Origin of the sequence: Achromobacter animicus (genome assembly GCF_040775605.1) — a bacterium.
Taxonomy (GTDB): Bacteria; Pseudomonadota; Gammaproteobacteria; order Burkholderiales; family Burkholderiaceae_B; genus Achromobacter; species Achromobacter animicus.
This window is the reverse complement of sequence record NZ_JAYGJK010000001.1, coordinates 3,743,281-3,764,546: the sequence shown is the minus strand read 5'-3', so window position 1 is coordinate 3,764,546 and position 21,266 is coordinate 3,743,281. Positions and strand designations below refer to the sequence as shown.

The 21,266-nt window shown below is 62.8% G+C and carries 25 protein-coding genes; 23 read left to right on the top strand and 2 right to left on the bottom strand.

Annotated elements, in window-relative coordinates; all coding sequences use genetic code 11:
- Positions 1-48 precede the first annotated feature (48 nt).
- Together AB3147_RS28285 and AB3147_RS17175 are read right to left on the bottom strand one after the other, a co-directional pair.
- A complete protein-coding gene (locus AB3147_RS28285; protein WP_438860983.1) occupies positions 49-624 on the bottom strand; it encodes a BrnA antitoxin family protein in 576 nt (191 codons plus the stop codon).
- Positions 611-877, bottom strand: a complete 267-nt coding sequence (locus AB3147_RS17175; RefSeq protein WP_367352542.1) for a BrnT family toxin — start codon at positions 875-877, stop codon at positions 611-613. The genes AB3147_RS28285 and AB3147_RS17175 overlap by 14 nt, the downstream gene beginning before the upstream one ends.
- Positions 878-1,061: 184 nt before the next feature.
- On the opposite strand from AB3147_RS17175, the gene AB3147_RS17170 reads away from it, so the two are divergent.
- The 23 genes from AB3147_RS17170 to AB3147_RS17060 all read left to right on the top strand — a co-directional run bounded on the left by AB3147_RS17170 (position 1,062) and on the right by AB3147_RS17060 (position 21,266).
- Complete coding sequence (locus AB3147_RS17170) at positions 1,062-1,394, top strand: HNH endonuclease signature motif containing protein (RefSeq protein ID WP_367352541.1); 333 nt, start codon at positions 1,062-1,064, stop codon at positions 1,392-1,394.
- A complete protein-coding gene (locus AB3147_RS17165) occupies positions 1,394-1,561 on the top strand; it encodes a hypothetical protein (RefSeq protein ID WP_367352540.1) in 168 nt (55 codons plus the stop codon). Before AB3147_RS17170 ends, AB3147_RS17165 begins: the two co-directional genes overlap by 1 nt.
- A gap of 227 nt (positions 1,562-1,788) precedes the next feature.
- Positions 1,789-2,250, top strand: a complete 462-nt coding sequence (locus tag AB3147_RS17160; RefSeq protein ID WP_367352539.1) for a terminase small subunit — start codon at positions 1,789-1,791, stop codon at positions 2,248-2,250.
- Positions 2,251-2,253: 3 nt separating this feature from the next.
- Entirely contained in the window at positions 2,254-3,951 is a 1,698-nt protein-coding gene (locus AB3147_RS17155) for a terminase large subunit (RefSeq protein WP_367352538.1), read from the top strand.
- Between the two features lie 4 nt (positions 3,952-3,955).
- Positions 3,956-4,132, top strand: coding sequence for a hypothetical protein (locus AB3147_RS17150; protein ID WP_191578589.1), 177 nt, complete (start codon positions 3,956-3,958; stop codon positions 4,130-4,132).
- Positions 4,122-5,465, top strand: a complete 1,344-nt coding sequence (locus AB3147_RS17145; RefSeq protein ID WP_367352537.1) for a phage portal protein — start codon at positions 4,122-4,124, stop codon at positions 5,463-5,465. The genes AB3147_RS17150 and AB3147_RS17145 overlap by 11 nt, the downstream gene beginning before the upstream one ends.
- Positions 5,462-6,157, top strand: coding sequence for an HK97 family phage prohead protease (locus tag AB3147_RS17140; RefSeq protein WP_367352536.1), 696 nt, complete (start codon positions 5,462-5,464; stop codon positions 6,155-6,157). Before AB3147_RS17145 ends, AB3147_RS17140 begins: the two co-directional genes overlap by 4 nt.
- A 10-nt stretch (positions 6,158-6,167) precedes the next feature.
- Positions 6,168-7,430 carry a phage major capsid protein gene (locus AB3147_RS17135; RefSeq protein WP_367352535.1) on the top strand — a complete coding sequence of 421 codons (1,263 nt, stop codon included), beginning with the start codon at positions 6,168-6,170 and terminating at the stop codon, positions 7,428-7,430.
- Positions 7,431-7,490: 60 nt separating this feature from the next.
- Positions 7,491-7,862, top strand: a complete 372-nt coding sequence (locus AB3147_RS17130; RefSeq protein WP_367352534.1) for a hypothetical protein — start codon at positions 7,491-7,493, stop codon at positions 7,860-7,862.
- A complete protein-coding gene (locus AB3147_RS17125; RefSeq protein ID WP_223574997.1) occupies positions 7,863-8,195 on the top strand; it encodes a head-tail connector protein in 333 nt (110 codons plus the stop codon). It abuts the gene before it with no gap.
- Positions 8,192-8,551, top strand: a complete 360-nt coding sequence (locus AB3147_RS17120) for a head-tail adaptor protein (protein ID WP_226848501.1) — start codon at positions 8,192-8,194, stop codon at positions 8,549-8,551. Before AB3147_RS17125 ends, AB3147_RS17120 begins: the two co-directional genes overlap by 4 nt.
- Positions 8,544-9,041 (top strand): HK97 gp10 family phage protein, encoded by a 498-nt coding sequence (locus AB3147_RS17115; protein WP_367352533.1) that lies wholly within the window; start codon positions 8,544-8,546, stop codon positions 9,039-9,041. Before AB3147_RS17120 ends, AB3147_RS17115 begins: the two co-directional genes overlap by 8 nt.
- Positions 9,031-9,390, top strand: coding sequence for a DUF3168 domain-containing protein (locus AB3147_RS17110; RefSeq protein ID WP_367352532.1), 360 nt, complete (start codon positions 9,031-9,033; stop codon positions 9,388-9,390). The genes AB3147_RS17115 and AB3147_RS17110 overlap by 11 nt, the downstream gene beginning before the upstream one ends.
- A 61-nt stretch (positions 9,391-9,451) precedes the next feature.
- On the top strand, positions 9,452-10,105 hold the full coding sequence (locus tag AB3147_RS17105; RefSeq protein ID WP_367352531.1) for a phage tail protein: 654 nt from the start codon (positions 9,452-9,454) through the stop codon (positions 10,103-10,105).
- Complete coding sequence (locus tag AB3147_RS17100) at positions 10,105-10,416, top strand: phage tail assembly chaperone (RefSeq protein WP_226848505.1); 312 nt, start codon at positions 10,105-10,107, stop codon at positions 10,414-10,416. The genes AB3147_RS17105 and AB3147_RS17100 overlap by 1 nt, the downstream gene beginning before the upstream one ends.
- A 53-nt stretch (positions 10,417-10,469) precedes the next feature.
- Positions 10,470-10,724: a DUF1799 domain-containing protein gene (locus AB3147_RS17095; protein ID WP_367352530.1), complete on the top strand. Its 255-nt coding sequence runs from the start codon at positions 10,470-10,472 to the stop codon at positions 10,722-10,724.
- Between the two features lie 2 nt (positions 10,725-10,726).
- The gene (locus AB3147_RS17090; protein ID WP_367352529.1) at positions 10,727-13,528 is read left to right on the top strand and encodes a phage tail tape measure protein; all 2,802 of its coding nucleotides are present in this window, start codon (positions 10,727-10,729) and stop codon (positions 13,526-13,528) included.
- The gene (locus tag AB3147_RS17085; protein WP_367352528.1) at positions 13,528-13,863 is read left to right on the top strand and encodes a phage tail protein; all 336 of its coding nucleotides are present in this window, start codon (positions 13,528-13,530) and stop codon (positions 13,861-13,863) included. The genes AB3147_RS17090 and AB3147_RS17085 overlap by 1 nt, the downstream gene beginning before the upstream one ends.
- 8 nt (positions 13,864-13,871) lie before the next feature.
- A complete protein-coding gene (locus AB3147_RS17080; RefSeq protein WP_367352527.1) occupies positions 13,872-15,905 on the top strand; it encodes a tail fiber domain-containing protein in 2,034 nt (677 codons plus the stop codon).
- Positions 15,906-15,919: 14 nt separating this feature from the next.
- On the top strand, positions 15,920-16,666 hold the full coding sequence (locus AB3147_RS17075; protein ID WP_367352526.1) for a phage minor tail protein L: 747 nt from the start codon (positions 15,920-15,922) through the stop codon (positions 16,664-16,666).
- A gap of 1 nt (position 16,667) precedes the next feature.
- Positions 16,668-17,471 carry a C40 family peptidase gene (locus AB3147_RS17070; protein WP_367352525.1) on the top strand — a complete coding sequence of 268 codons (804 nt, stop codon included), beginning with the start codon at positions 16,668-16,670 and terminating at the stop codon, positions 17,469-17,471.
- On the top strand, positions 17,464-18,066 hold the full coding sequence (locus AB3147_RS17065; protein ID WP_367352524.1) for a tail assembly protein: 603 nt from the start codon (positions 17,464-17,466) through the stop codon (positions 18,064-18,066). The genes AB3147_RS17070 and AB3147_RS17065 overlap by 8 nt, the downstream gene beginning before the upstream one ends.
- 8 nt (positions 18,067-18,074) lie before the next feature.
- Positions 18,075-21,266 carry a host specificity protein J gene (locus tag AB3147_RS17060; RefSeq protein WP_367352523.1) on the top strand — a complete coding sequence of 1,064 codons (3,192 nt, stop codon included), beginning with the start codon at positions 18,075-18,077 and terminating at the stop codon, positions 21,264-21,266.

Here is a 21,266-nt window from a genome sequence, read left to right as displayed (position 1 = left end):
TTTTGTTCACGGATGCCCAAGGGAGCGGCTGGTAAAGCAGGCACCGTGCTAGAAATCGACATGAACGACAGCCACGCCGTCTTCCTCGTGAACCTGCAATTCTTCGTCAAGCCACAGCAGGGGGCGCGTTTTCGCCAGCCGTGCCGCTTCGCTAGCTTTCATGCCCTTGAGCACGAAAAAATCGCGGGTTTCTTCGCGGTCGCCAACTTTCCGGCTGATAGATTTGCGCACGTACTCTTCACGCCGCATCGGATCCGTCGGGAAATCTTCGCTGTTCCGATACTGAACCATGGCGGTTTGGGGGAAACCGGCCACGTGCAGTTGAAGGCCGTCCATGGAGCCGCCGATGTATGCGATCAGCGGCTTGTACACGACCCGCAATTTCTGGTCCATGCGAGTTTGCCAACCGTCGCCCTCCTGTTTGGCTGATGTCAGAACGTCGGGCGACAGGCGGATGGTGATGCGCTCCTTCGTGACCTCAGCCTTCGGCCTGCCGATCTTCTTCATCTGCTTCAGATCGGCGGAGCCAAGTTCATAGGTGTCCGGGTCGGCGGCGATGCCGCGGTTGATGACCTGGTCTTCTTCGGGGGTGGGGACCATGGTCCCCGGCTTAAGCTTCGGCATAAAGGTTCACCTCTCTCGAATTTGCCTTGCGCAGGCTGATGATGCGCCGTTCGTTACTGCGGTCCACGTACACGACGCAGTACAGACGCACGTCGATATAGCCCAGCGCGATCATGCGCCGCTCACCGTACTCGCGGCGCATGTCTTCGCGCACTAGGGCGTCATCCCATTCGAATCCTTTGGCCTCGGCGAGCGAAACGCCATGTTTACGCTGGTTGCTCAGGTCTTTAGCGGGGTCGAATGTGATGTCCATGCAGTTATTGTATGCACAATAAGTCGCGTGTGCAAGGACTTTTTGTACATACATTTACTTGTGTTGATGCCCCCCGTTTAGGGTCTTTTGGTGGCTCGGGATCGGATGGCGTGCGAGGTTCGCTCATCGCTGTCGAACGGGTGTGTAGCGGATATCACCGGCCTAGATCTCAGAGGGAGTTGGCATGAAACTCACGACACTCAAGCCGCGCCTCGCAATGGCCGGTCCCAGGCTGGCCGCTGCGCCCACGGTTAGCGCCAAGCGGATGACGGGTCGCAAGCTACAAGACCGCCGGTTGCGCGTCTGGTCTGCTGACCCACACTGCGCCCACTGCGGCGCGCTGACCGTGTACCCGTATGGGTTCGAGCTGGACCACAAAGTCAGCCTGAACGATGGTGGAGCCGACACCGACGAGAACTCGCAAGTGTTGTGCGTCTTGCGCGATGCGCACGGCCGCAAGGTCGGATGCCATGACGCCAAGACGCGGCAGGACATGGGATACAGGAGCCGGACGTAATGGCACAGATCACGGTCACGCTTTCCATTCGCGTGGCGTGGTGGGTGCGCTGGTACTTGGTCGGCGTCGTCATCGCGGAAGGCCTGACCGGCGCAACGCCGGACATGACGAAGGTGGAACGTTGGATCAGGCGCGGTTTGTCCGTCCACGCCAGCAGAAAGCCGTAGGGCGCCTCTGCATCGAGGCCGAGTCCGAGGCGCGCCCGGTCCGTCGTGGCATTCTGCAGGGCCTCTGCGCGGCTCCCTGGGGCATCGGCAGAGGGGCGGCGGCCGGTGGTCGGGCGGCTGGCAGGGGGGGCGGGTCGAAAGTCTGGGGCGGCTCGACACTGGAAACCACCTGTTCCCTCATGCGCAGAAAATTTCCCCTCAACCGGATTTGTTAACCGAGATTGTTAATGGCATTAACCGACAAAAAGCGCCGCTTTGTGCAGGCGTTGCAGTCGGGCCTGTCCGGTGCTAAAGCCGCTATCCATGCGGGCTACAGCGAAAAAGGGGCGGCCGTTGCAGCGTCCCGGCTGATGAAAGACAAGGACGTCCAGGAAGCCCTGGGCCGTGTTAACCAGGTTAACAAACTGAAGGAAGATGCCGCAGCCGCAGGGAAGGAGGTTTCGCTCCCGGATCTGGGCAAGCTGTACTCCGATCCCCTGGAATTTCTCAAGGCAGTCGCAAACGATCCCGAGCAGGACATGAAGCTGCGCGTGGAGGCCGCAAAGGCTTGGGTCCCGTACGTACATGGAAAGATGGGGGAACAAGGAAAAAAGGACGCGAGGAAACAAGCAGCGGACAAGGCGGCAAGCGGCGGACGATTTGCTCCGCCGCCACCGCCCACCCATCTGCGAGTGGTGGGGAAGGATTAATCCATGTCCTGGACAACCGCATGCCCGGATTGGGCGGCACGCTTGCGCGAACGCCGTTCGATCATTCCGGCGCCCATCTTTGCAGACCAGGCCGAATACGCGCTGAACATCTTTAAGCAATTGCGCGTTGTCGACCTGCCCGGTAAACCCACTTTTGGCGAGTGCAGCGAAGAATGGGTGTTTGCCTTTGTGCGCGCCATCTTCGGCGGGTATGAGGCGGCAACGGGGAAGCAGTTGATCCGCGAGTACGGACTGCTCATCAGCAAAAAGAACACGAAGTCCACCATTGCGGCCGGCATCATGCTGACGGCCCTTGTCATGTGCTGGCGCGAGGAAGAGGAACACCTGATCCTGGCTCCGACAAAAGAGGTCGCCGACAACAGCTTCAAGCCCGCAGCGAGCATGATTCGCGCGGATGAAGAGCTGTCGGACATGTTCCACATCCAGGAACACATCCGAACCATTACGCACCGCGTGACGCGCAACAGCCTGAAGGTCGTTGCTGCTGACACCGACACGGTATCGGGCAAGAAGTCCGGCCGCGTGCTGGTGGACGAGCTGTGGGTGTTCGGCAAACGAGCGAATGCCGCAGCGATGTTCATGGAGGCGTTGGGCGGCCAGGTCTCTCGTGATGAGGGATGGGTGATCTACCTGACCACGCAGAGCGATGATCCGCCAGCTGGGGTGTTCAAGGAGAAACTCGACTACTGGCGCGATGTCCGCGACGGGAAGATCGAGGATCGGAAGACGCTGGGGGTTCTGTACGAATTCCCGGATGAAATGGTAAAGGCGAAGGCCTACCAGCTGCCGGAGAACTTCTACATCACCAATCCGAATCTTGGCCGCTCTGTCAGCGCGGAGTGGTTGCAAGACGAACTCAAGAAGAACCTCGGCAAAACCGACGGGTCCAGCCAGAAGTTTCTGGCTAAGCACCTGAATGTGCAGATCGGGCTGAACTTACGATCAGACCGCTGGGCCGGCGCCGACTTTTGGCTGGCTCAAGGTGATCCAGCCTTGGCAGACCTGGATGAGTTTCTCGACCGCTGCGAAGTGGTCGTGGTCGGCATCGACGGGGGGGGCTTGGACGACTTGCTGGGCTTCGCCCTGGTCGGTCGCGAAACGGGTACGCGCCGCTGGCTGCACTGGGGGCGCGCCTGGGCGCACAAGATTGTCCTAGAACGCAGAGCCGAGATTGCACCAGCGCTGCAGGACTTCGAGAAACAGGGCGACCTGCGGATTGTCGAGCGCCCCGGTGACGACGTTGCCGAGGTGGCTGACATCGTTTGTCGCGTGCGCGATCGCGGTCTTCTTCCGGAAAAGCTGTGCATCGGCGTGGACGGATCTGGAATCGGCGACATCGTGGACGAGCTGACCAGCCCCGGCCGGGATTTCACATTGGAAGAGATCACCGCCATTTCGCAAGGCTGGCGCCTGAACGGCGCTATCAAGACAACTGAGCGCAAGGTCGCGGGGCGGGAAATGCTGCACGGGGGACGCCCGCTGATGGCTTGGTGCGTTGGCAATGCGAGGACCGTCCAGCAGGGCAACGCGCTCGCCATCAACAAGCAGGTTTCCGGCACCGCAAAAATCGACCCGCTCATGGCGCTCTTTGATGCCGTGTTTCTTCTGGCGCTCAACCCGGAGCCACGAGGGCTTCAGAGCCTGGACGGGTTCTTCGCAAACCCTATCGTTATCGGATAAATCTATGAAGGCAGCAATCATTCTGCTGGTGCTCTTGCTCCTGGCAGGCGTTGCCATGCTCGCCGGCGGTGTTTACCTGCTGGCCGGCCCTGGTTGGTGCCTCATCAGCGGGGCGGTCGTGACTTTTGTTGTAGCGATCTACCTGCTTCGCGGCATCCGAGGGGTGACGCATGGCCAATAGCTCGTTTTCGAAGGTTTTGGCCCGCAGCATTGCTCCCGCTGTCAGGTCGGCGGCGCCGGACGGCGTGAAATCGAGCGTAAGCGACTGGATCGGACGCAAGTTTGGACTGACGGACACGTCATTCTGGGCCGCGTGGGGCGGCGGAGGATCTGCCAGCGGCAAGGCGGTGACGGCTCAGTCGGCGCTGACGCTGTCGGCCGTTTGGAGTTGCGTCAGGCTCCTGGCGGAGACAATCGCCACGCTGCCATTCGATTTGTACCGCAGGGAAGGGCGCGAAGCGGTTGAGGCGACGAACATGGAGCTGTATGCGCTTTTGCGCCACCAGCCCAACGCCGATATGACGTCGGTGCAGTTCTGGGAAGTGCTGGTTGCTTGCTTACTGCTGTGGGGCAACTCCTTCGCCGAGAAGCGAATGAGCAAGAGGCGGGTCATTGCAATCGATCTGCTCTATCCGTGGCGGATGCAGGTCCGGCGGCTGGCCGATGGATCGATTGAATACCGATACAACGACATAGACGGCACGCATCGGGTGATTCCCGAGGAGCGAATGTGGCATATCGCCGCTTTCAGCCTGGACGGCTTGTTGGGCATGTCGACGATCCGGTACGGCGCCAACGTGATCGGGGCTTCCCTGGCGGCTGACGAGGCAAGCGCGAAGATCTTCGCCAATGGGTTGAATGTGGGAGGCGTCCTCTCCACGGACAAGATCCTGAACCCGGACCAGCGCACACAGCTGGGCGACAGCCTGTCGGCCAAGTTCGCTGGCGCGATGAACTCGGGCAAAACGATGGTGCTCGAGGCTGGCATGAAGTACCAGCAGGTGCCCATGAACCCCGAGGATGCGCAACTGCTCGCCACCCGCGCGTTCAACGTCGAGGAGATCTGCCGCTGGTTCCGCGTGCCGCCCTGGATGGTCGGGCACACCGAGAAATCAAGTAGCTGGGGAACGGGGATCGAACAACAGATGATCGCGTTCCTGTCGTTCTCGCTCCGGCCTTGGCTGACGCGAATCGAGCAGTCCATACGCAAATCCCTGCTGGCGCCGGCAGAACGGCCGCAGTACTTCGCCAAGTTCAACGTCGAAGGCCTGCTGCGGGCCGACAGTGCGGCGCGCGCGGCGTTCTATTCCGTGATGACGCAGAACGGCATCTACACGCGCGATGACTGCCGGCTAAAGGAGAACCTGCCGGCGCGCGGCGGCAATGCCGACGTGTTGACCGTGCAATCCAACCTGCTGCCGATCGACAAGCTCGGCGAGACAGCCGGCGCGGAACAAGCCAAGTCCGCGATCTCTGCCTGGCTGGGCCTTCCGACATTTGAGGACAAGACATGAAGCGCAAAGACGCAGCGATGCACATCCGCTCGTTCGATTACGACGTGAAGGCCGTCCAGGATGACGGCCTTTTTTCCGGCTACGGCTCGGTCTTTGGCGTCGTCGATTCGTACAACGAGGTGGTCGCCCCGGGCGCGTTCACGGACAGCATCGAGCAAACGCGCGCGAAGGGGCGAACGTTTCCGGTGCTATGGCAGCACCGCAGCGGCGAACCCATCGGCAACTGGGACATCGACCAGTTGAAGGAAGACGATCACGGGCTGCACGGCACCGGTCAGCTTTGGCTCGATGACGCTACCTACGCCAAGACCGCATACCGCGGCATGAAGACGCGCGCGATCACGGGCCTGTCCATCGGCTACTACGTGCGCGAGGACAGCTACGACGAGAAGACGCGCATCCGCACGCTCAAGCGCCTGGATCTGGTGGAAATCTCCATCGTGACGGCGCCGGCGAACGAGGAAGCACGCGTTGACGCAATCAAGGCCCGGATCGCCCACGGGGGCATGCCGGACCTCCCCGATTTTGAGCGGTTCCTGCGCGAGGCAGGCTTCTCGAAATCTCAGTCCGCGGTGATCGCCAACCGTGGCCTGAAACACCTGCTTGACCGGAGCGAGTCCGGGGGCGAGGCGAAAGAAGCAACCGCTGGACTGATCAAGCAGATCGGCCGGCTTCAACTCCCGACTTTTTAAAGGTACACAAATGGGCCGCTATACCAATCTGGCACACAAGCACGAATTCGGCCGCAAGTCCGCCGACAACGCAGGGCGTCTGGATGACACCCTCGAACTGAAGGGTTTGGTCAAGGCGCTGAACGAGCGCGACGACGAAATCAAAGCGTTCGCCGAAAAGGCGTCGGCCGAAATCAAGGAACATGGCAAGGTCCTGGACGACACCAAGAACATCCTGGAAACTCTGTCGAAGAGCGGCATCGCTCTGACGGAACGTCTGGTCGAGGTCGAACAGAAGCTCGCCCGCCGCGGCGCCGCCAATGACGACCAGGCCGAAAAGTCCATCGGCGAGCAGTTCACCGAGTCCGACGACTTCACCGGCCTGGCTGCGAAGGGCCGCGGCATCGCTCGCATGAACGTCAAGGCGGTCACCAGCATCACCAGCTCGACCACGGGCACCGGTGGCGTGGGCGCCGCGATTCAGCCGACGCGCGTGCCTGGCATCATCTCGGGCCCGGATCGCCCCTTCACCATCCGTGACCTGATCATGCCGGGCCGTACCGGTTCGAACTCGGTCGAGTTCGTGCAGGAGTCGGGCTTCCAGAACATGGCGGCTCCCGTGGCCGAAACGGCGCTCAAGCCGCAATCGGACCTGTCCTTCGAGCTGAAGACCACGACGGTCAAGACGATCGCTCACTGGTTCCTGGCTTCCAAGCAGGTTCTGGCCGATATCCCGCTGCTGCAGAGCTACATCAACGGTCGCGCGATCTTCGGCCTGAAGTACGTCGAGGAAAACCAGATCCTTGCCGGCGACGGCACCGGTCAGAACCTGCTGGGCCTGATCCCGCAGGCTACGCCGTTCAACGAATCGCTGCGCCAGGCCGGCGACACCAAGATCGACCTGTTGCGCCGCGCGATCCTGCAGGTCCGCATCGCCGAATACCGCGCCAGCGGCATCGTGCTCAACCCCGTGGACTGGGCCGACATCGAACTCCAGAAGGACGAGCAAGGCCGCTACATCTGGGTCAACGTGGTGGAAGGTGGCGTGCCGCGCCTCTGGAAGCTGCCGGTTGTGGACACGACCGCCGTGCCCGAAGGTGAATTCCTGGTCGGCGCCTTCAACATCGCCGCCCAGGTGTTCGACCGTGAAGACGCCGCCGTGGAAGTCTCGACGGAAGACAGCGACAACTTCCGCAAGAACATGGTGACGATCCGCGCCGAAGAACGCTTGGCAATGGCGGTCTACCGCCCCGAGTCGTTCGTCCACGGCGAGTTTGCCGACACCACGCCGTAAGGCGGCGCCAGCAGATGAGCGGGTCGGGCCCAGCCGCGGCCCGCTCAATAGGAGCAAGTCATGTCGTTTATCGCACGCAAAGGCTTCCTCAACGGGAGCGAATACCAGCGACGCGGGCGCCCGATTGATGTGTCGGGCGAACGCGCGCGAGAACTGCTTCGGCTCGGCCTGATCGCTGAGGTGGGAGACAAGGCCGCGCCGGCGCCGCAGAACAAGATGAACCCGCCGCCGCAGAACAAGGGGGCGGGCGAACCGCCGGCAGCAGATCACACTGCCTTGCTGTCGCAGAACGCGCCCGAGATCATCGGGGCACTCGCGGAAATCGCTGATCCGGCCCTGCTGCCGTCGCTTCTGGCTGCTGAGCAGTCCGGCAAGGCGCGCAAGTCGGTCCTGGAGGCGATCCAAGCGGCCATCTCGTCCACGGGGGCATGAATGGAACTGGTCACCATCGAACTGCTGCGCTCGCATTGCCGCGCGGACTCTACGGATGATCCTCTGCTCGAGGTCTACGGATCGACTGCGGAAGAGAACGCGCAGGCGTATCTGAATCGCCGCGTGTACCCGACTGCGGACGCGCTGGCTGCGGCAGTCCTGGCGGGATCTGCGGGCGACGATCCGATGGTGGTGACCCCTGCAATCCGTGCCGCCGTGCTACTGATCGCCGGCAGCTTGTACCGAAACCGCGAGGAAGGCCCCGACTCTCGCACGCTGCCGGTCGGCGCCCAGGCGCTGCTGCAGCCTAACCGAGTGGGGTTGGGCGTATGAGCATCGCTGCTGGAAGTCTGCGGCGCCTCGTGCGAATCGAACGCCGCGAGACCGGAACGGATGACGCGGGCCAGCCAAATGGCGCATGGGTGGAAGTGGCCACCGTGTGGGCGGACCCTCGCGGCCAGACCGGGATGGGTTCCATCACGCGCAACCAGGAGAACGTGGGGGCATCGATCAACGCCTATAGCTTCCGGATCCGCTTTCGCCGCGGGCTTGACCAGGGGATGCGCCTGCTCGAACTCGAGGACGGTGTCCCGGTTGGCGACCCATTCGACATCAAGAACGTTCGCATGGATCTGGCGGGCCGCGAATGGACGGACGTGATCTGCGAACAGGGTGGCGGCGATGGCTAAGGGGCTGCAGGCGACGTTTGACACCTCCGGCTGGTCTGCGGGCCTTGATCGTTTGCTGGGACCCGCACGGGTCAGCCTGGCGCGTTCAATGGCCGTTGCTGGTGGCGAGGTGCTGCGAGATGAGGCCAAGGCGCGGGTGAACACGCACAACGGCGTTCTGGGCGCCGCCATCTACCTTGCGTTCCGGGAGCGGTATTCGACAGAGCAGGAAGTCCAGTACGCCGTCACCTGGAACAAGCGTAAGGCGCCGCACGGCCACCTGGTGGAGTTTGGACACTGGCAGATCTATCCGGTGATCAAGAAGGCCGACGGAACCTATGTGACCGACAAGCGCCGCAAGCTTGCAACGCCCAAGTGGGTGCCTGCCTATCCGTTCCTGCGGCCGGCGTATGAGGCTGCGTCGGCACGTGCGCAGGCAGCAATGATTCAGCGCGGGCGGCAACGCTTGCCCGAGCTTCTCGCGGGGCAGGAGGTGAGTGATGACGCTTGAGGCGCAGTTGAAAGCTCTGCTGGGCGTGCTGGTCGAAGATCGCATTTATGCGGATGTCACGCCCGACAAGCCCGTGTTCCCGCTCATCGTCTACCAAGGCGCCGGCGGGCAAGAACAGTGGTACGTGGAGCGCAAACGCCGCGAGAAGCGGCATCAGCGCGTGCAGGTCTTCGTATGGGCCGCCACGCGGGCGCAGGCAAGTGACATCGCGGACCAGATCGGCACCGCCTTGTGTGAAAGCGACTTTCCTGCTGTTGAGCCGTATGGCTCGCCCACCAGCCTCTACGAAGAGGCCATAAAGAAGTACGGCACCCGCCAGGACTTCGGTATCTGGTTCCTTCCCTCCTGACTTTCCCCCGCTTCTACATCGAACCCGGCCGCGCGCCGGGTTTTTCATTTGAGGAACACAAATGTCTTCCATCTTCATCAACGGCACGCGGTATTCCATCTCGACGGCGCTCGCCGCGGCCGCCGCCATCTCGGCCATCTCCAATGCGAATCCGGCCGTTGCCTCCGCGGTTGCCCCGCCGGAAGACGGCTCCATCCTGGTTCTGAAATCGGCGTGGACCAATCTGAGCGAGACCGTGGCGCGCAGCGCCAATGCAGACGCCGACAGCTTCGAGCTGGAAGGCGTGGACACCACGAGCGCCGTCCTGTTCCCGGCAGGCGGGGGCGCTGGCTCCTATCAGAAAGTCAGTTCCTGGGTGGATCTGGACCAGGTGCGCGACGTGGTGATGGCCGGCGGCGATCAGCAGTTCTTCAACTATCAGTACGTCGAAGATCCGACCAGCCGCCAGCGCCAGAAGCCGACGTTCAAGAACGCGATGACAATGACGGTCTCGCTGGACTACGACCCGGACAAGCCTTGGTATGCGGCGCTGATCGAGGCGGACCGCTTGCGCGAGCCCGTCGTCGTGCGCGGCGTGCTGCCCAACGGCTCGACGCTCTTCTACTACGCCTATCCCTCGTTCAACAAGGTCCCCGTCGGCCAAGTGAATGAGAACCTTCAGAACACGGCGGTTTTCTCCCTCATCGCCGATCCCATCCGCTACGAGGCCGCGTAATGACGTTCAAGATCAAATCCAACCCGACCATCGACGCCAGCATCACCATCGTCGGCCAGGGGCGCGAGCAGCAACTGAACGTCACGTACCGCCACATGACCGGCAAGGAGTACGACGCGTTGATGAAGCAATTGGCGGCCGATGAAATTTCGACCGCCGACCTGCTTCTCCTGCTGATCGAAAAGTGGGACGCCGACATGGCCGTGAGCAAGGAGTCGATCGACTTGCTCTGCGAGCATCAGCCCGGCGCCGATCTGGCGATCGCGAGCGCTTTCAACGACGCCATCCGGGTCGAGCGCAAAAAAAACTGACCGAGGCTGTGGCGGCGTTCCTTTGGGAGCCGCCATCAGCCGCAACGTTAGCGATGGCCGGGTTAAAGCTCAGCGATTTTCCCCGGCCTTGCGCCGAACTCTGGCAGGAGCACGTGCCGGCGTTCAACCTGTTCACGCGCAACTACACGCAGTGGCGTGTGGGGGCGGGAGGGCCGATAGGGCTGGATTACGCGGTCCTGTATCACGACCTGGACCGTCAAGAGCTTCCCAGGGCGGAGCAGCAGGAAATCATGGACGTTCTCCGGATCATCGAGCGGGCGGCCCTGGAAATCTTCCATAAGAGTTGAACATGGCACAGGAAAGCATTGGCACTGCGCGGCTAGACATCGTCGTAGATACCTCGCAATTCGACGCCGCGATTGCTTCGGCCAAGCGCGGTACCAGCGACATGTCTCAGTCCGCGCAGGCGGACTATACGAAGCTGGCAGCCGCTGAGCGCCGCCGTATTGACGCCCTGGTGAACCAGGCCAACACCATCGGCATGACGCGCAAGGAGCAGATCCTTTACAACGCTGCCCTGCGCGGTGTGCCCACGTCGATTCTGGACGAACTCAAGACCAAACTGTCGGCGACGGGGGCGGCCGCAGCCGGCGCCACCAAGCAGATGAATCAGTATGGGGTGAGCGCTGCACAGCAGGCTGCAGCGCTTCGCGGCGTGCCGGCGCAGCTCACGGACATTGTGGTTTCGTTGCAGGGCGGCCAGCAGCCCCTTACGGTGTTGCTGCAGCAGGGCGGCCAGTTGAAGGATATGTTCGGCGGCATCGTGCCGGCTGCGCGTGCCTTGGGCTCCACGATCATGGGTCTGGTGAACCCATGGACAGTCGCCGCCACGGCGGTCGCCGTCTTTTCTACCGCTCTCGCTTCGGGCAAGGGCGAGCAGCAAGAATTCACCGACACTCTGATTCTGAGCGGCAACGCAGCCGGGCAGACTGCCGCCGGTATGTCCAACCTGGCCACGCGCATCGCGGACGTGGCGGGGTCTCGCGGGAAGGCCGTAGATGCGCTCAACCTGATCGCGGCTTCGGGCAAGATTGCCGGGCAGAACTTCGCGGTGGTCGGAGAATCGGCGGTTGCGATGAACCGCACCACAGGAAAGGCCATTGCCGACACGGTGAAGGAGTTCGAAACGCTGCGCGGCAAGCCGGCGGAGGCAATCGCCGCACTGAACGAGCAGCAGCACTTCCTTACGCTGGAGATCTGTCAGCAGATCGCAAGCCTGGAGCGGCAGGGGCGCAGCCAGGAAGCGGCGGCGCTGGCGCAACGTACATATGCGGACGCCGTGAAGCAGCAAGCCGCGGCAGTGCGGGAGAATCTGGGGGCGCTGGAGACGGCGTGGGATGCTGTCAAGCAAGGCGCCAGCAGCGCCTGGGAGGCGATGAAAAGCCTGGGGCGTGCCCCCAGCTTTGACGACCTCACCAACAAGCTGCGCGCCGTCAATGCCGAACTGGTGCAGATGCGGGCGAATGCGACTCCGCAGACGGACGAATCGCAAGCGTTCTTCGGAGACGGCGGACGCGGAGGCCGCCGGCGCGCCCGCCCGCTGGAGCAAGAGAGCCGCCGCCTGACCGCTGAAGCGGCAATGCTTCAGCAGCAGGCCGATGAGGCGGCGATTGTGGGCCTGCAGAAGCGCCAGGAGGCCGAGAAGATCGCCGCTGCGGCCCGCCTGTCGTCTCTGGCCAAGGAGACCGAGACCAACCGGCAAAAGCGCGAACGCGAGATTGCCCAGGTCAAGAAGGACGCCGATATCACCGGGGCGTCCCTTGAGACACAGAAGAAGCTGATCGACCAGATCAACGACAAGTACAAGGACCCGGCGGTTAAGGCGTACACGGAAGACGCCGCGGCCAAGCTCTTGCAGCAGTTTCGCGAGGCGGAGGCCTCTCTTCGGGCTCAGATCACCAGCGAAGGCAAGCTGGCCAGCTGGGGCCAGAAGCGGGCCGAGTTCGAGCAGCAGATTGCAGACCTGAAGGACAAGAAGGTCCTGACGGCGGATCAAAAGAGCCTGCTCGCTCAGCAGGACCTGCTGCGCCGCCAGCTTGATCTGAATGTCGCCGCAGAGAAGGAGCTACGCACTAAGCAGGAGACTGCCAAGATCGAAGCCCTGCGCGCCAGCCTGGCCGCGACGCGAGACCTGGAGCAGCAGCAGTACGCCGACCAAGTGGCCGGCGTGGGGCTGGGTGACCGCGCGCAGGAGGAGCTTCGGGCACGTCAGGCAATCTTGCGGGACTACCAGCGCCAGCAGTCGCAGTTTGACCGCTCGATGGCGTCGGGTCAGATCTCGCAGGAGACCTACCAAAGCCAGACCGCGCTCCTGCAGGAACACCTAAATCTTCGCATGTCGATGCAGCAGCAGTACTTCGACCAGGTGCGGGATGCGCAGGGCAATTGGAAGAACGGGGCCACTTCTGCGCTGGACAACTATCTGGACTCCGCCGCCAACGTCGCCGGCCAGACGAAGACCTTGTTCTCCAATGCTTTCCGGGGGATGGAAGACGCGATCGTGAGGTTCGCGTCTACCGGCAAGCTGTCGTTCAAGGACTTCGCCACGTCGGTCATCGCTGATATGGCACGTATCGCGACACGTCAGACCGCGGCGGGCCTGCTAGGGAGCGTCTTTAGCGCGGCTGCGGGGGCGGTGGTGGGCGGCATTACGGCCGGCGCCGGGTATCAGGGCTCCGGCATGGCGGCTGTCGGTAGTACCGAGGGCATGACCGGCAGTTGGGCAGCGGTGGCCGGCGCCCGCGCATCTGGTGGCCCGACCGCGGCGAATTCGCTCTACCGCGTCAGGGAGTTAGGTCCTGAGTTGTACACCGAAGGCGGCCAAACCTATCTGATGAGCGGTGAGAACGGTGGCTACGTCACGCCTCTGAAGAACAGCGCGACTGGCGGCTTTGGTGGCGGCGGGGCCAACTACCAGATCACCAACCAAGTGATTTTTAGCGACGGCGGGCGCGAGTCACGCGAGTCCGGCCAGGACGATGCCCTCGGGCGCGAAATGCTCAGGCAGATGGAAGTAGTCGCGCAGCGCGTGGTGGATCGTTCGCATCGGCAGGGCGGAGCGGCTTGGAATGCGAGGAATGGGAGGTCCTGATGACTGAGCGATTTACATGGCGGGCCACGGGCGAGCCTACCGGCAGCGTCACATTCAGACGGCTGACCGCGCAGTTCGGAGACGGCTATCGCCAGGTGGTCGGTGACGGTATCAATACTGAGGTCCAGTCCTGGCCGCTCACGTTCGCAGGCAGCAGGCAGGAAATGCAAGCCGTGGCCACGTTTTTGCGCAGGCATGCCGGCGTTCGATCGTTCTTCTGGACTCCTCCGCTCGGCGAAGAAGGGCTGTACGAGGCGCCGAGTTTCAACCTTGCCCACATAGGCGGGGACGTTTACCGAGTGTCCGCCACCTTCCAGCAAGTATTCAAACCGTAGAGGGAACTGTGGATTCGCTCGTAAAAGTGAACGTGGGCTCTGGCCCCAATGATGGTACCGGAGACCCGCTCCGGGACGCCTTTATCAAGGTCAACAAGAACGTAGACACCGTTGCAGCCGCCATCGGCGCGCCGAGCGGCATTGCTGCCCTGGGCGCGGATGGCCGGCTTCTCCCTGCGCAGGCTCCGGCGGTGCAGACGCTACCGACGACAGCGCACGACCTGAACACGTACCAGACGCCCGGAAGCTATCGCCAAGCGTCCACCGCTGGCGCGCAGGCGGGCACGAACTATCCGCAGGCCACGGGCGGGCTGCTTGAGGTGGTCGGCACCGGGACATCCGGGCAGGCTCTCCAGCGCTACACGGTGGCGTCCACAGGCAGCGTGTCGCCAACCAGCGGGACTCGCCAGTATTGGCGCTTTTCCATCAATGCGTCGTGGTCGCCGTGGCAAGAGGTCCACACGGCCGGCAACTCGCTGCCATACCTGGGCCGCGTCGAGGCGGGCGCGGATTTGAACAATTACGCCAACCGGGGCATGTGGGCAATCTCAGCGTCCTCCACGGCAGCCGGCGGAGCGAACTTTCCCATTGCAAACTCGGGCTGGCTCCTAGTCTATTGCGAAGCGGCCGCCGGCGCTCCTGCCGGTACGAACGTCAATCAGGTGTATATCGGCAGCAACGGAAACCGGCAGTTTTTCCGCTCGCTGGTCGGCGGCGCGTGGTCGGCATGGGACGAGGTTGTCCGCTCCTCGCTGCTGGGCGCGCTTAATGGCGTGGCCACGCTGGACGGCAATGGGCGGCTGGTGCAGCCGCATGCGTTTTCGTCTGTTCTGACCGCAGGCACAGACGCGAATGTGGCGGTGTTCCCGGGTTTTTATTACCTCAATTCGGACGCCCAGGCTACAGCAGCCCTCAATTGGCCGGTGATGCTTGCCGGGACATTGCAGGTGGAGGCCGCCGGAGCGGGGAACCTGCAAGTCACGCAGACCTATACCACTCGCAACGGCACCGGCGGCGTGATTCGGCGTTTTGTCCGCATTCGCTTTGGCACGGCCGGCACCTGGGGATCCTGGCAAGAGGTAGCGGTGTTTGACGCCGCTACGGGTCGCCTGCCCGCTAACCGCCTGCCTCCGGTCACTGAGGCACTGTGGGATGGAACCACGCTCAACCTCATGCCCGGCGGCCGGTTCATCCTCGGAAATTTCGATGGAGTGCATGCCTCAACCACCATGAGTTTTCGGCAGGGTCAGGCGTCAACCACTGTTACCTACGTCCCGATTGTGCCGCCGGCTGGTGGGTCGAGTGCTTACGTTATCTGCCGTACCGCCGCTGATGCGAATAGCGGATTTTTGGCGGCGGGCGTGGGTTCCGGCATCGCTGAAATTACGTTCAGCCGGCACGGCAGCGGCCCCGCTCCAACCTACCTACGATTCCAGTCCGCACTCTCCGAGGCCGGGCGAGTCTATCAGGATGGATCGTGGACTCTTGGCGTACATCCGACAGCGGTAGCGGCGCAGGCGCAATGCCGCGTTGCATACGCGGGCGGCGGTACGCAATGGGGGCAACTGATGTGCCCGCGTGCTGACGGCGCGGCGGCTATTGCCTTTCAGAATTCGGGCGGCACTGTGGTGGGCAGCATCACCACGTCTGGCAGCGCCACCGTCTACAACACATCGTCGGATTACCGGCTCAAGACCGTTACGGGAGACTCGGACGGATGGGCGGCAATCGCGCGGCTTATGCAGGTGAGGGTTCGGGAATTCACCTGGAATGCAGACGGCCGTGAGGATCGGGGCGTGCTTGCGCATGAGCTGGCCGAGACCCACCCCAATGCGGTGAGTGGCGAAAAGGACGCCATGCTGGAAATGCCGGGGTTTGAGTCGCAGATCATGCCGCAGGGTGTGGATTACTCGAAGCTGGTTCCCGATCTGATCGCCGCCATTCAGGAGCAGCAGCGCCAGCTGGACGCCAAGCAGGGCCAGATTGACCGCCTGACGCAGCGCCTGGAAGCGCTGGAGGCCGCCGGCGGCTCCGCATACTAGAAGGAAATCCCGTCATGAGCATCATCACCGACATCCAGAAACTGGAGCCGGGCGATTCGGTACGTCTGTTCGAGCTGGACACCAGCAACCAGGGCGGGCCCATTCTCCGCTTTCACAACCACAACCAAAGCGGCCCGATCTTCTGGAAGGGACAGGAGTACACGCCCTGGGCGTTGGAAGCCCGCGACTTTCAACGCACTGGCGAAACGTCACAGCCGTCGCCGACTCTCTCAGTGGGCAACATCGGCGAGGATGAGAACGGCGAGCCCGTGGCCGGCGTGATCTCGTCGCTGTGCATTGCCATGGACGATCTGGTGGGCTGCGTGCTGACCGTGCGCGAGACGCTTGCCAAGTATCTCGACCCGGCGAACTTTCCGGACGGCAACCCGAACTATGACCCCGGCGAGGAGTTGCCGCTTGAGGTGTGGCTGGTCGAGCAGAAGCTGAACGAAACGCCGGAGGTGGTTGAGTTCGAACTTGCGACGGGCCTGGCGTTCGATGGGCGCCAGCTACCAGGGCGCCAGATCGTGGCGACCATCTGCCCGTGGAAATGGATAGGTGGTTATCGCGGCCCGTACTGCCAGTACACGGGGTCCGCATATTTCGACGGCCAGGACCGACCCGTGTCCAGCCCTGACCAGGACAACTGCGCCGGCCTGGTGCGCTCGTGTCAGCTCCGTTTCGGCGCAGAGCAGGGCGTGGAGCCGGTGGCGGCGGTCATCAACTTTGGCGGGTTCCCCGCTGCTGATCGGGTTCGATAGCATGAAGAAAGCAACTTTCTCAGCCATGCGCCGTCACGCCGAGGAGGCGTATCCCGCGGAATGTGTTGGCTTCGTCGTGTCCCATTCGGACGGCCGCGAAATCTATGTGCGCGGCCAGAACGTGGCCGATGCGCCGGATGCCGGCTTCGTAACGCGCCCGGACGATTGGGCAGCAGCTGAGGATATGGGCGCGGTGGTGGCCTTTGTCCATTCGCACCCGGATAACACGGCCTTCCCATCGGAGGCGGATCTCGTGGCCTGCGAAACCATGGCCGAGCGGGTAGGGGCGATACCCTGGTACATCGTAGAGGTGCGCAAGGACATTGGTCAGGACGCGCCCCAAGCGCTCGCCATCGAGGCGTTTTCCCCCGCGGGTTATCAAGCGCCGCTGCTGGGGCGCACGTTTCATCACGGCGTCCTGGACTGCTACAGCGTGATCCGCGACTTTCTTGCGAGGGAAATGGGGATATCCATTCCTGATTTCCACCGCGCCGATGGCTGGTGGGAGGGCGAGGAGGAGATCTACCTGGATAACTTCGCCTCCGCGGGTTTCCGGCCGCTGGCCCCGGGCGAAGCCGTGCGGCGTGGGGACGTGATCCTCATGAATCACCTGGCCAAGCGGACCAACCACGGCGCCGTCTACCTGGGCGACGGCCGGCTTTCCGAGCGCCCGGACCTGTTCCCTATGCAGGGGACCATGCTCCATCACCTGTACGGCCGGCTATCCACTCGCGAGGTGTATGGCGGCTACTGGCAAGAGATCACGCGCCTGCTACTGCGACATCGGGAGGCGCCGAATGGATGACCGGATCTGCACTATCCGGCTTTACGGCCTGCTGGGCGCGCGGTTTGGTCGGGTTCACCGCCTCGCCGTGCGAAGTGCGGCTGAGGCTGTGCAGGCTCTTTGCGCGATTCTTCCGGGATTCGAGAAGGAGATGATCTCCTCCGGCAGCCGCGGCGTTCGATACGCGGTGTTTCTGGGCCGGCGCAACATCGCGGAGCAGGACCTTCAGCACGCGCCCGCTGACGGTGAGGAAATCCGATTCGCGCCTGTCATTCAGGGGGCGAAGCGCGGGGGCGTGTTTCAGACCATCTTAGGCGCGGCCATGGTGGCAGTGGGCGCAGTGATCAACGTACTCAGTTCGGGCACGATGGCCGCCTTCGGGACTTCGCTTATGAAAATGGGCGCCGTCATTGGGTTGGGTGGGGCTATCCAGATGCTGAGCCCCACGCAGACCGGGCTTTCGACCAAGGATAGTCCCAACAACGGCGCGTCCTACAACTTCAATGGTGCGGTCAACACCACCGCGCAAGGGAACTGCGTACCTCTCCATTACGGTGAATGCTGGGCGGGGAGCGCGGTAGTTTCCGCCGGCATCTATGCCGAAGACCAAGCGTAGAGGCAACAATGCAACGTCTACTTTCACCCGCCGAAGCCGGCGGGTTTTCTATTGATGGGCCCATGCGCCACATTGCACGCCAAGGCGGGATCACGATTGTCGGCCGCAAGGGCGGCAAGGGCGGGGGCGGCGCTCGCTCTCCCGTGGAGGCTCCTGACAGCCTGCACAGCATCTCTTACGCCAAGGTCCTGGACCTGATCAGCGAGGGGCCCATCGTGGGCCCTGTGACGGGCCTGAACTCCATCCTGCGCAGCATCTACCTGGATGGAACGCCCATAGAGAACGAAGACGGTTCGCTCAACTTCCAGGGCGTCCGCGTGGATTTTCGAAACGGCACGCAGGCGCAGGACTACATCCAGGGTTTCCCGGCCGCAGAGAGCACTACCGGTCTGGGCGTCGAACTGAAGTATGGCGTCCCCTGGGTCCAGACGGTCACGGATCGCTCGCTGTCGGCCATCCGCATCACGCTGGAGGTGAGGGGGCTCCTCCAGGTGGATACCGGCAATGGGGACCGCGGGGGAGCGCGCGTGGATTACGCCATTGACCTGCAGACCGATGGCGGGCCGTTCCAGGAGGTTGTCGTGTCGGCATTCGATGGGAAGACGACGCAGACCTACGCGCGGACCCACCGCATTGACTTGCCGCAGGGCGCGCAGACGGGGTGGGTTGTTCGCGTGCGCCGGCTCTCCATCGACTCCGCCACGGATACGCTAACAAACGCCACCTGGATCCAATCCATCACCAACGTGCTGGATGCGAAGCTGCGCATGCCGATGTCCGCCGCGGTCGGCATCCAAATTGATGCCAGCCAGTTTTCGGCGATTCCCACACGCGCGTACCGATTCCGCGGCCGCGTCATCGCAGTGCCCAGCAACTACGATCCGGAGACGCGGACCTATACCGGCGTTTGGGATGGGACGTTTAAGCAGGCGTGGACCAATAACCCGGTGTGGATCTGGTATGACATGGTGACGAATCAGCGCTATGGCGCCGGCGCGTTCTTGGATCCCGCGCGGCTGTCCATGGCCAAATGGCAGCTCTACCCCGTCTCCCAATATTGCGATGAGCAGGTGCCCGACGGCTTCGGCGGCATGGAGCCTCGGTTCACCTGCAACGTGTACATCCAACAGGCGGCGGACGCCTACCGCGTAATGTCGGATCTGGCCAGCGTGTTCCGCGGAATCGTCTACGAGATGAATGGCTCCATTGCCGCGTCCGCCGACATTCCTTCGGACCCCGTCTACAACTTCACCAATGCGAATGTGCTGGATGGTCGGTTCGGCTACGCCGGCAGCCCGCGCCGAACTCGGTACACGGTGGTGCAGGTGTCCTGGAACGACAGCAGCAATCAGGGCATCGCCAAGATGGAGGCGGTGGAAGACCGGGATGCGATTTCCCGCTATGGCGTTCGCATGTACCAGATGACGGCGTTCGGCTGCACGTCCCGCGGCCAGGCCGTGCGCGCCGGAAAGTGGGCTCTCGTCTCGTCGCAGCGCGAAACGCAGGGCGTGACGTTCGGCGTGGGGCTGGAGCAGGCCGTTGTGAAACCTGGCTCCGTCATACGCATCGCGGACAAGAATCGCGCCGGGCGCCGTATCGGCGGTCGGATTCATTCCGCAACTGCTACCACCATCGTGGTGGATCTGGCCGTGGGGGTGCGGTCCGGAGATCGCCTGATCCTGAACATGCCCAACGGGCTCACGCAAACCAGGATCATCCAGGGCGCGGTGGGCACGATGATTACGGCAGACCAGACGATATGGACTGCTGATAGCACCGAGATCACCGCCGACATGATCGGGATCCAGGGCGCAACCCTGGAAATTACAGTCACCCAGCCCTTTACCGAGATCCCGGAGGCTGAGGCAGTGTGGACTATCGAGTCTGAGGAGCTTTCAACCCAGCTTTTCCGCGTGGTGAGCATCACGCGGGAAAACGTCCTCAATGCCACGATCACGGCCGTGCAGCACGTCCCGGGCAAGTACGACGCCGTGGACTATGGCACGCGTCTGGAGAATCCGCCGATCACGGTCATACCGCCCATGGTCATGCCGGCGCCGCAGAACGTGGCGTTGTCATCCTATTCGACGCTCGATCAGACGATTGCAACCCACAACGCCCTCATCACTTGGGACAAGGTGCAGGACGCGGTGGAGTATCAAGTCCAGTGGCGGCGTAACAGTTCGGACTGGATTGAGGCGGGGCGCACGGCGTCCGCGTCCGTCGAGATCCGGGGCATCAGCACCGGCCGATACCTCGCGCGGGTGCGCGCCATCAACGCAGCGAACATCCCTTCTGCATGGGGAATGTCCGCGTCCACCGACTTGGAGGGCAACGTCCTTCCGCCGCCGCAGGTGACGCACCTGACCGCCCAAGGGATGGTGTTCGGCATCCGGCTCAATTGGGGTTTTCCGGCCGGCAACTACATCATCGAGCGGACGGAAATCTGGTATTCGGAATCGCAGAACCAGGGCAGCGCGATCAAGATGGGCGAGTTCGCGTTCCCGCAAAACACCCATGACCTGATGGGGCTGTCTGCCGGCAAGCGACTTTATTTTTGGGCCCGGCTGGTGGATCGCACCGGCATCCCAGGAGACTTTTTCCCCGTGGGCAATCCGGGCGTCATTGGCACGTCCAGCAACAGCGCGGACGAGATCCTGGAATATCTCACCGGCCAGATCACCGAAACCCAGCTCGCCCAGGCGCTGCTGGATCGGATTGACGAAGCCGGCGATGCTCAGGTGCAGATCGACGCCATCGTAAATTCCCTGGCGGCCATGTACACGATCAAAACCCAGCTCACGGTGGGCGGTGTGCCGTACCTCGCCGGCATCGGCGTGGGCGTCGAGAACAACCAGGGCGTCATCACGTCGCAGATTCTGCTGGCTGCGGCGCGCGTGGCCATCCTGGACGAATCCACCGGATCCGTGAAGGCGCCTTTTGTGGTGCAGGGCGGGCAGGTGTTCATGAACGAGGCAATCATCGGCCGCGCCACCATTGGGGCCCTCAACCTCAAGGACAACCTCAGCTCCGATGCTCTCAATCCCAGCGGTGTGCCCGTGTTCAACCTGAACATGCGCTCCGGCCTTATGTCGTTCAACGGCACGGAGGCGGACGGATCGCGGACGGAGATCAACAACCGGGGCATGCGGTACTACTACCCCAATGGCGTCCTCGGCGCGCGCTTTGGAGGGTCGTAG

What these genes read in the sequence shown, in the direction of transcription:
- AB3147_RS28285 (WP_438860983.1), bottom strand. Translation starts at nt 624, where the DNA reads ATGCCGAAGCTTAAGCCGGGGACCATGGTCCCCACCCCCGAAGAAGAC.
- AB3147_RS17175 (WP_367352542.1), bottom strand. Translation starts at nt 877, where the DNA reads ATGGACATCACATTCGACCCCGCTAAAGACCTGAGCAACCAGCGTAAA.
- AB3147_RS17170 (WP_367352541.1), top strand. Translation starts at nt 1,062, where the DNA reads ATGAAACTCACGACACTCAAGCCGCGCCTCGCAATGGCCGGTCCCAGG.
- AB3147_RS17165 (WP_367352540.1), top strand. Translation starts at nt 1,394, where the DNA reads ATGGCACAGATCACGGTCACGCTTTCCATTCGCGTGGCGTGGTGGGTG.
- AB3147_RS17160 (WP_367352539.1), top strand. Translation starts at nt 1,789, where the DNA reads ATGGCATTAACCGACAAAAAGCGCCGCTTTGTGCAGGCGTTGCAGTCG.
- AB3147_RS17155 (WP_367352538.1), top strand. Translation starts at nt 2,254, where the DNA reads ATGTCCTGGACAACCGCATGCCCGGATTGGGCGGCACGCTTGCGCGAA.
- AB3147_RS17150 (WP_191578589.1), top strand. Translation starts at nt 3,956, where the DNA reads ATGAAGGCAGCAATCATTCTGCTGGTGCTCTTGCTCCTGGCAGGCGTT.
- AB3147_RS17145 (WP_367352537.1), top strand. Translation starts at nt 4,122, where the DNA reads ATGGCCAATAGCTCGTTTTCGAAGGTTTTGGCCCGCAGCATTGCTCCC.
- AB3147_RS17140 (WP_367352536.1), top strand. Translation starts at nt 5,462, where the DNA reads ATGAAGCGCAAAGACGCAGCGATGCACATCCGCTCGTTCGATTACGAC.
- AB3147_RS17135 (WP_367352535.1), top strand. Translation starts at nt 6,168, where the DNA reads ATGGGCCGCTATACCAATCTGGCACACAAGCACGAATTCGGCCGCAAG.
- AB3147_RS17130 (WP_367352534.1), top strand. Translation starts at nt 7,491, where the DNA reads ATGTCGTTTATCGCACGCAAAGGCTTCCTCAACGGGAGCGAATACCAG.
- AB3147_RS17125 (WP_223574997.1), top strand. Translation starts at nt 7,863, where the DNA reads ATGGAACTGGTCACCATCGAACTGCTGCGCTCGCATTGCCGCGCGGAC.
- AB3147_RS17120 (WP_226848501.1), top strand. Translation starts at nt 8,192, where the DNA reads ATGAGCATCGCTGCTGGAAGTCTGCGGCGCCTCGTGCGAATCGAACGC.
- AB3147_RS17115 (WP_367352533.1), top strand. Translation starts at nt 8,544, where the DNA reads ATGGCTAAGGGGCTGCAGGCGACGTTTGACACCTCCGGCTGGTCTGCG.
- AB3147_RS17110 (WP_367352532.1), top strand. Translation starts at nt 9,031, where the DNA reads ATGACGCTTGAGGCGCAGTTGAAAGCTCTGCTGGGCGTGCTGGTCGAA.
- AB3147_RS17105 (WP_367352531.1), top strand. Translation starts at nt 9,452, where the DNA reads ATGTCTTCCATCTTCATCAACGGCACGCGGTATTCCATCTCGACGGCG.
- AB3147_RS17100 (WP_226848505.1), top strand. Translation starts at nt 10,105, where the DNA reads ATGACGTTCAAGATCAAATCCAACCCGACCATCGACGCCAGCATCACC.
- AB3147_RS17095 (WP_367352530.1), top strand. Translation starts at nt 10,470, where the DNA reads ATGGCCGGGTTAAAGCTCAGCGATTTTCCCCGGCCTTGCGCCGAACTC.
- AB3147_RS17090 (WP_367352529.1), top strand. Translation starts at nt 10,727, where the DNA reads ATGGCACAGGAAAGCATTGGCACTGCGCGGCTAGACATCGTCGTAGAT.
- AB3147_RS17085 (WP_367352528.1), top strand. Translation starts at nt 13,528, where the DNA reads ATGACTGAGCGATTTACATGGCGGGCCACGGGCGAGCCTACCGGCAGC.
- AB3147_RS17075 (WP_367352526.1), top strand. Translation starts at nt 15,920, where the DNA reads ATGAGCATCATCACCGACATCCAGAAACTGGAGCCGGGCGATTCGGTA.
- AB3147_RS17070 (WP_367352525.1), top strand. Translation starts at nt 16,668, where the DNA reads ATGAAGAAAGCAACTTTCTCAGCCATGCGCCGTCACGCCGAGGAGGCG.
- AB3147_RS17065 (WP_367352524.1), top strand. Translation starts at nt 17,464, where the DNA reads ATGGATGACCGGATCTGCACTATCCGGCTTTACGGCCTGCTGGGCGCG.
- AB3147_RS17060 (WP_367352523.1), top strand. Translation starts at nt 18,075, where the DNA reads ATGCAACGTCTACTTTCACCCGCCGAAGCCGGCGGGTTTTCTATTGAT.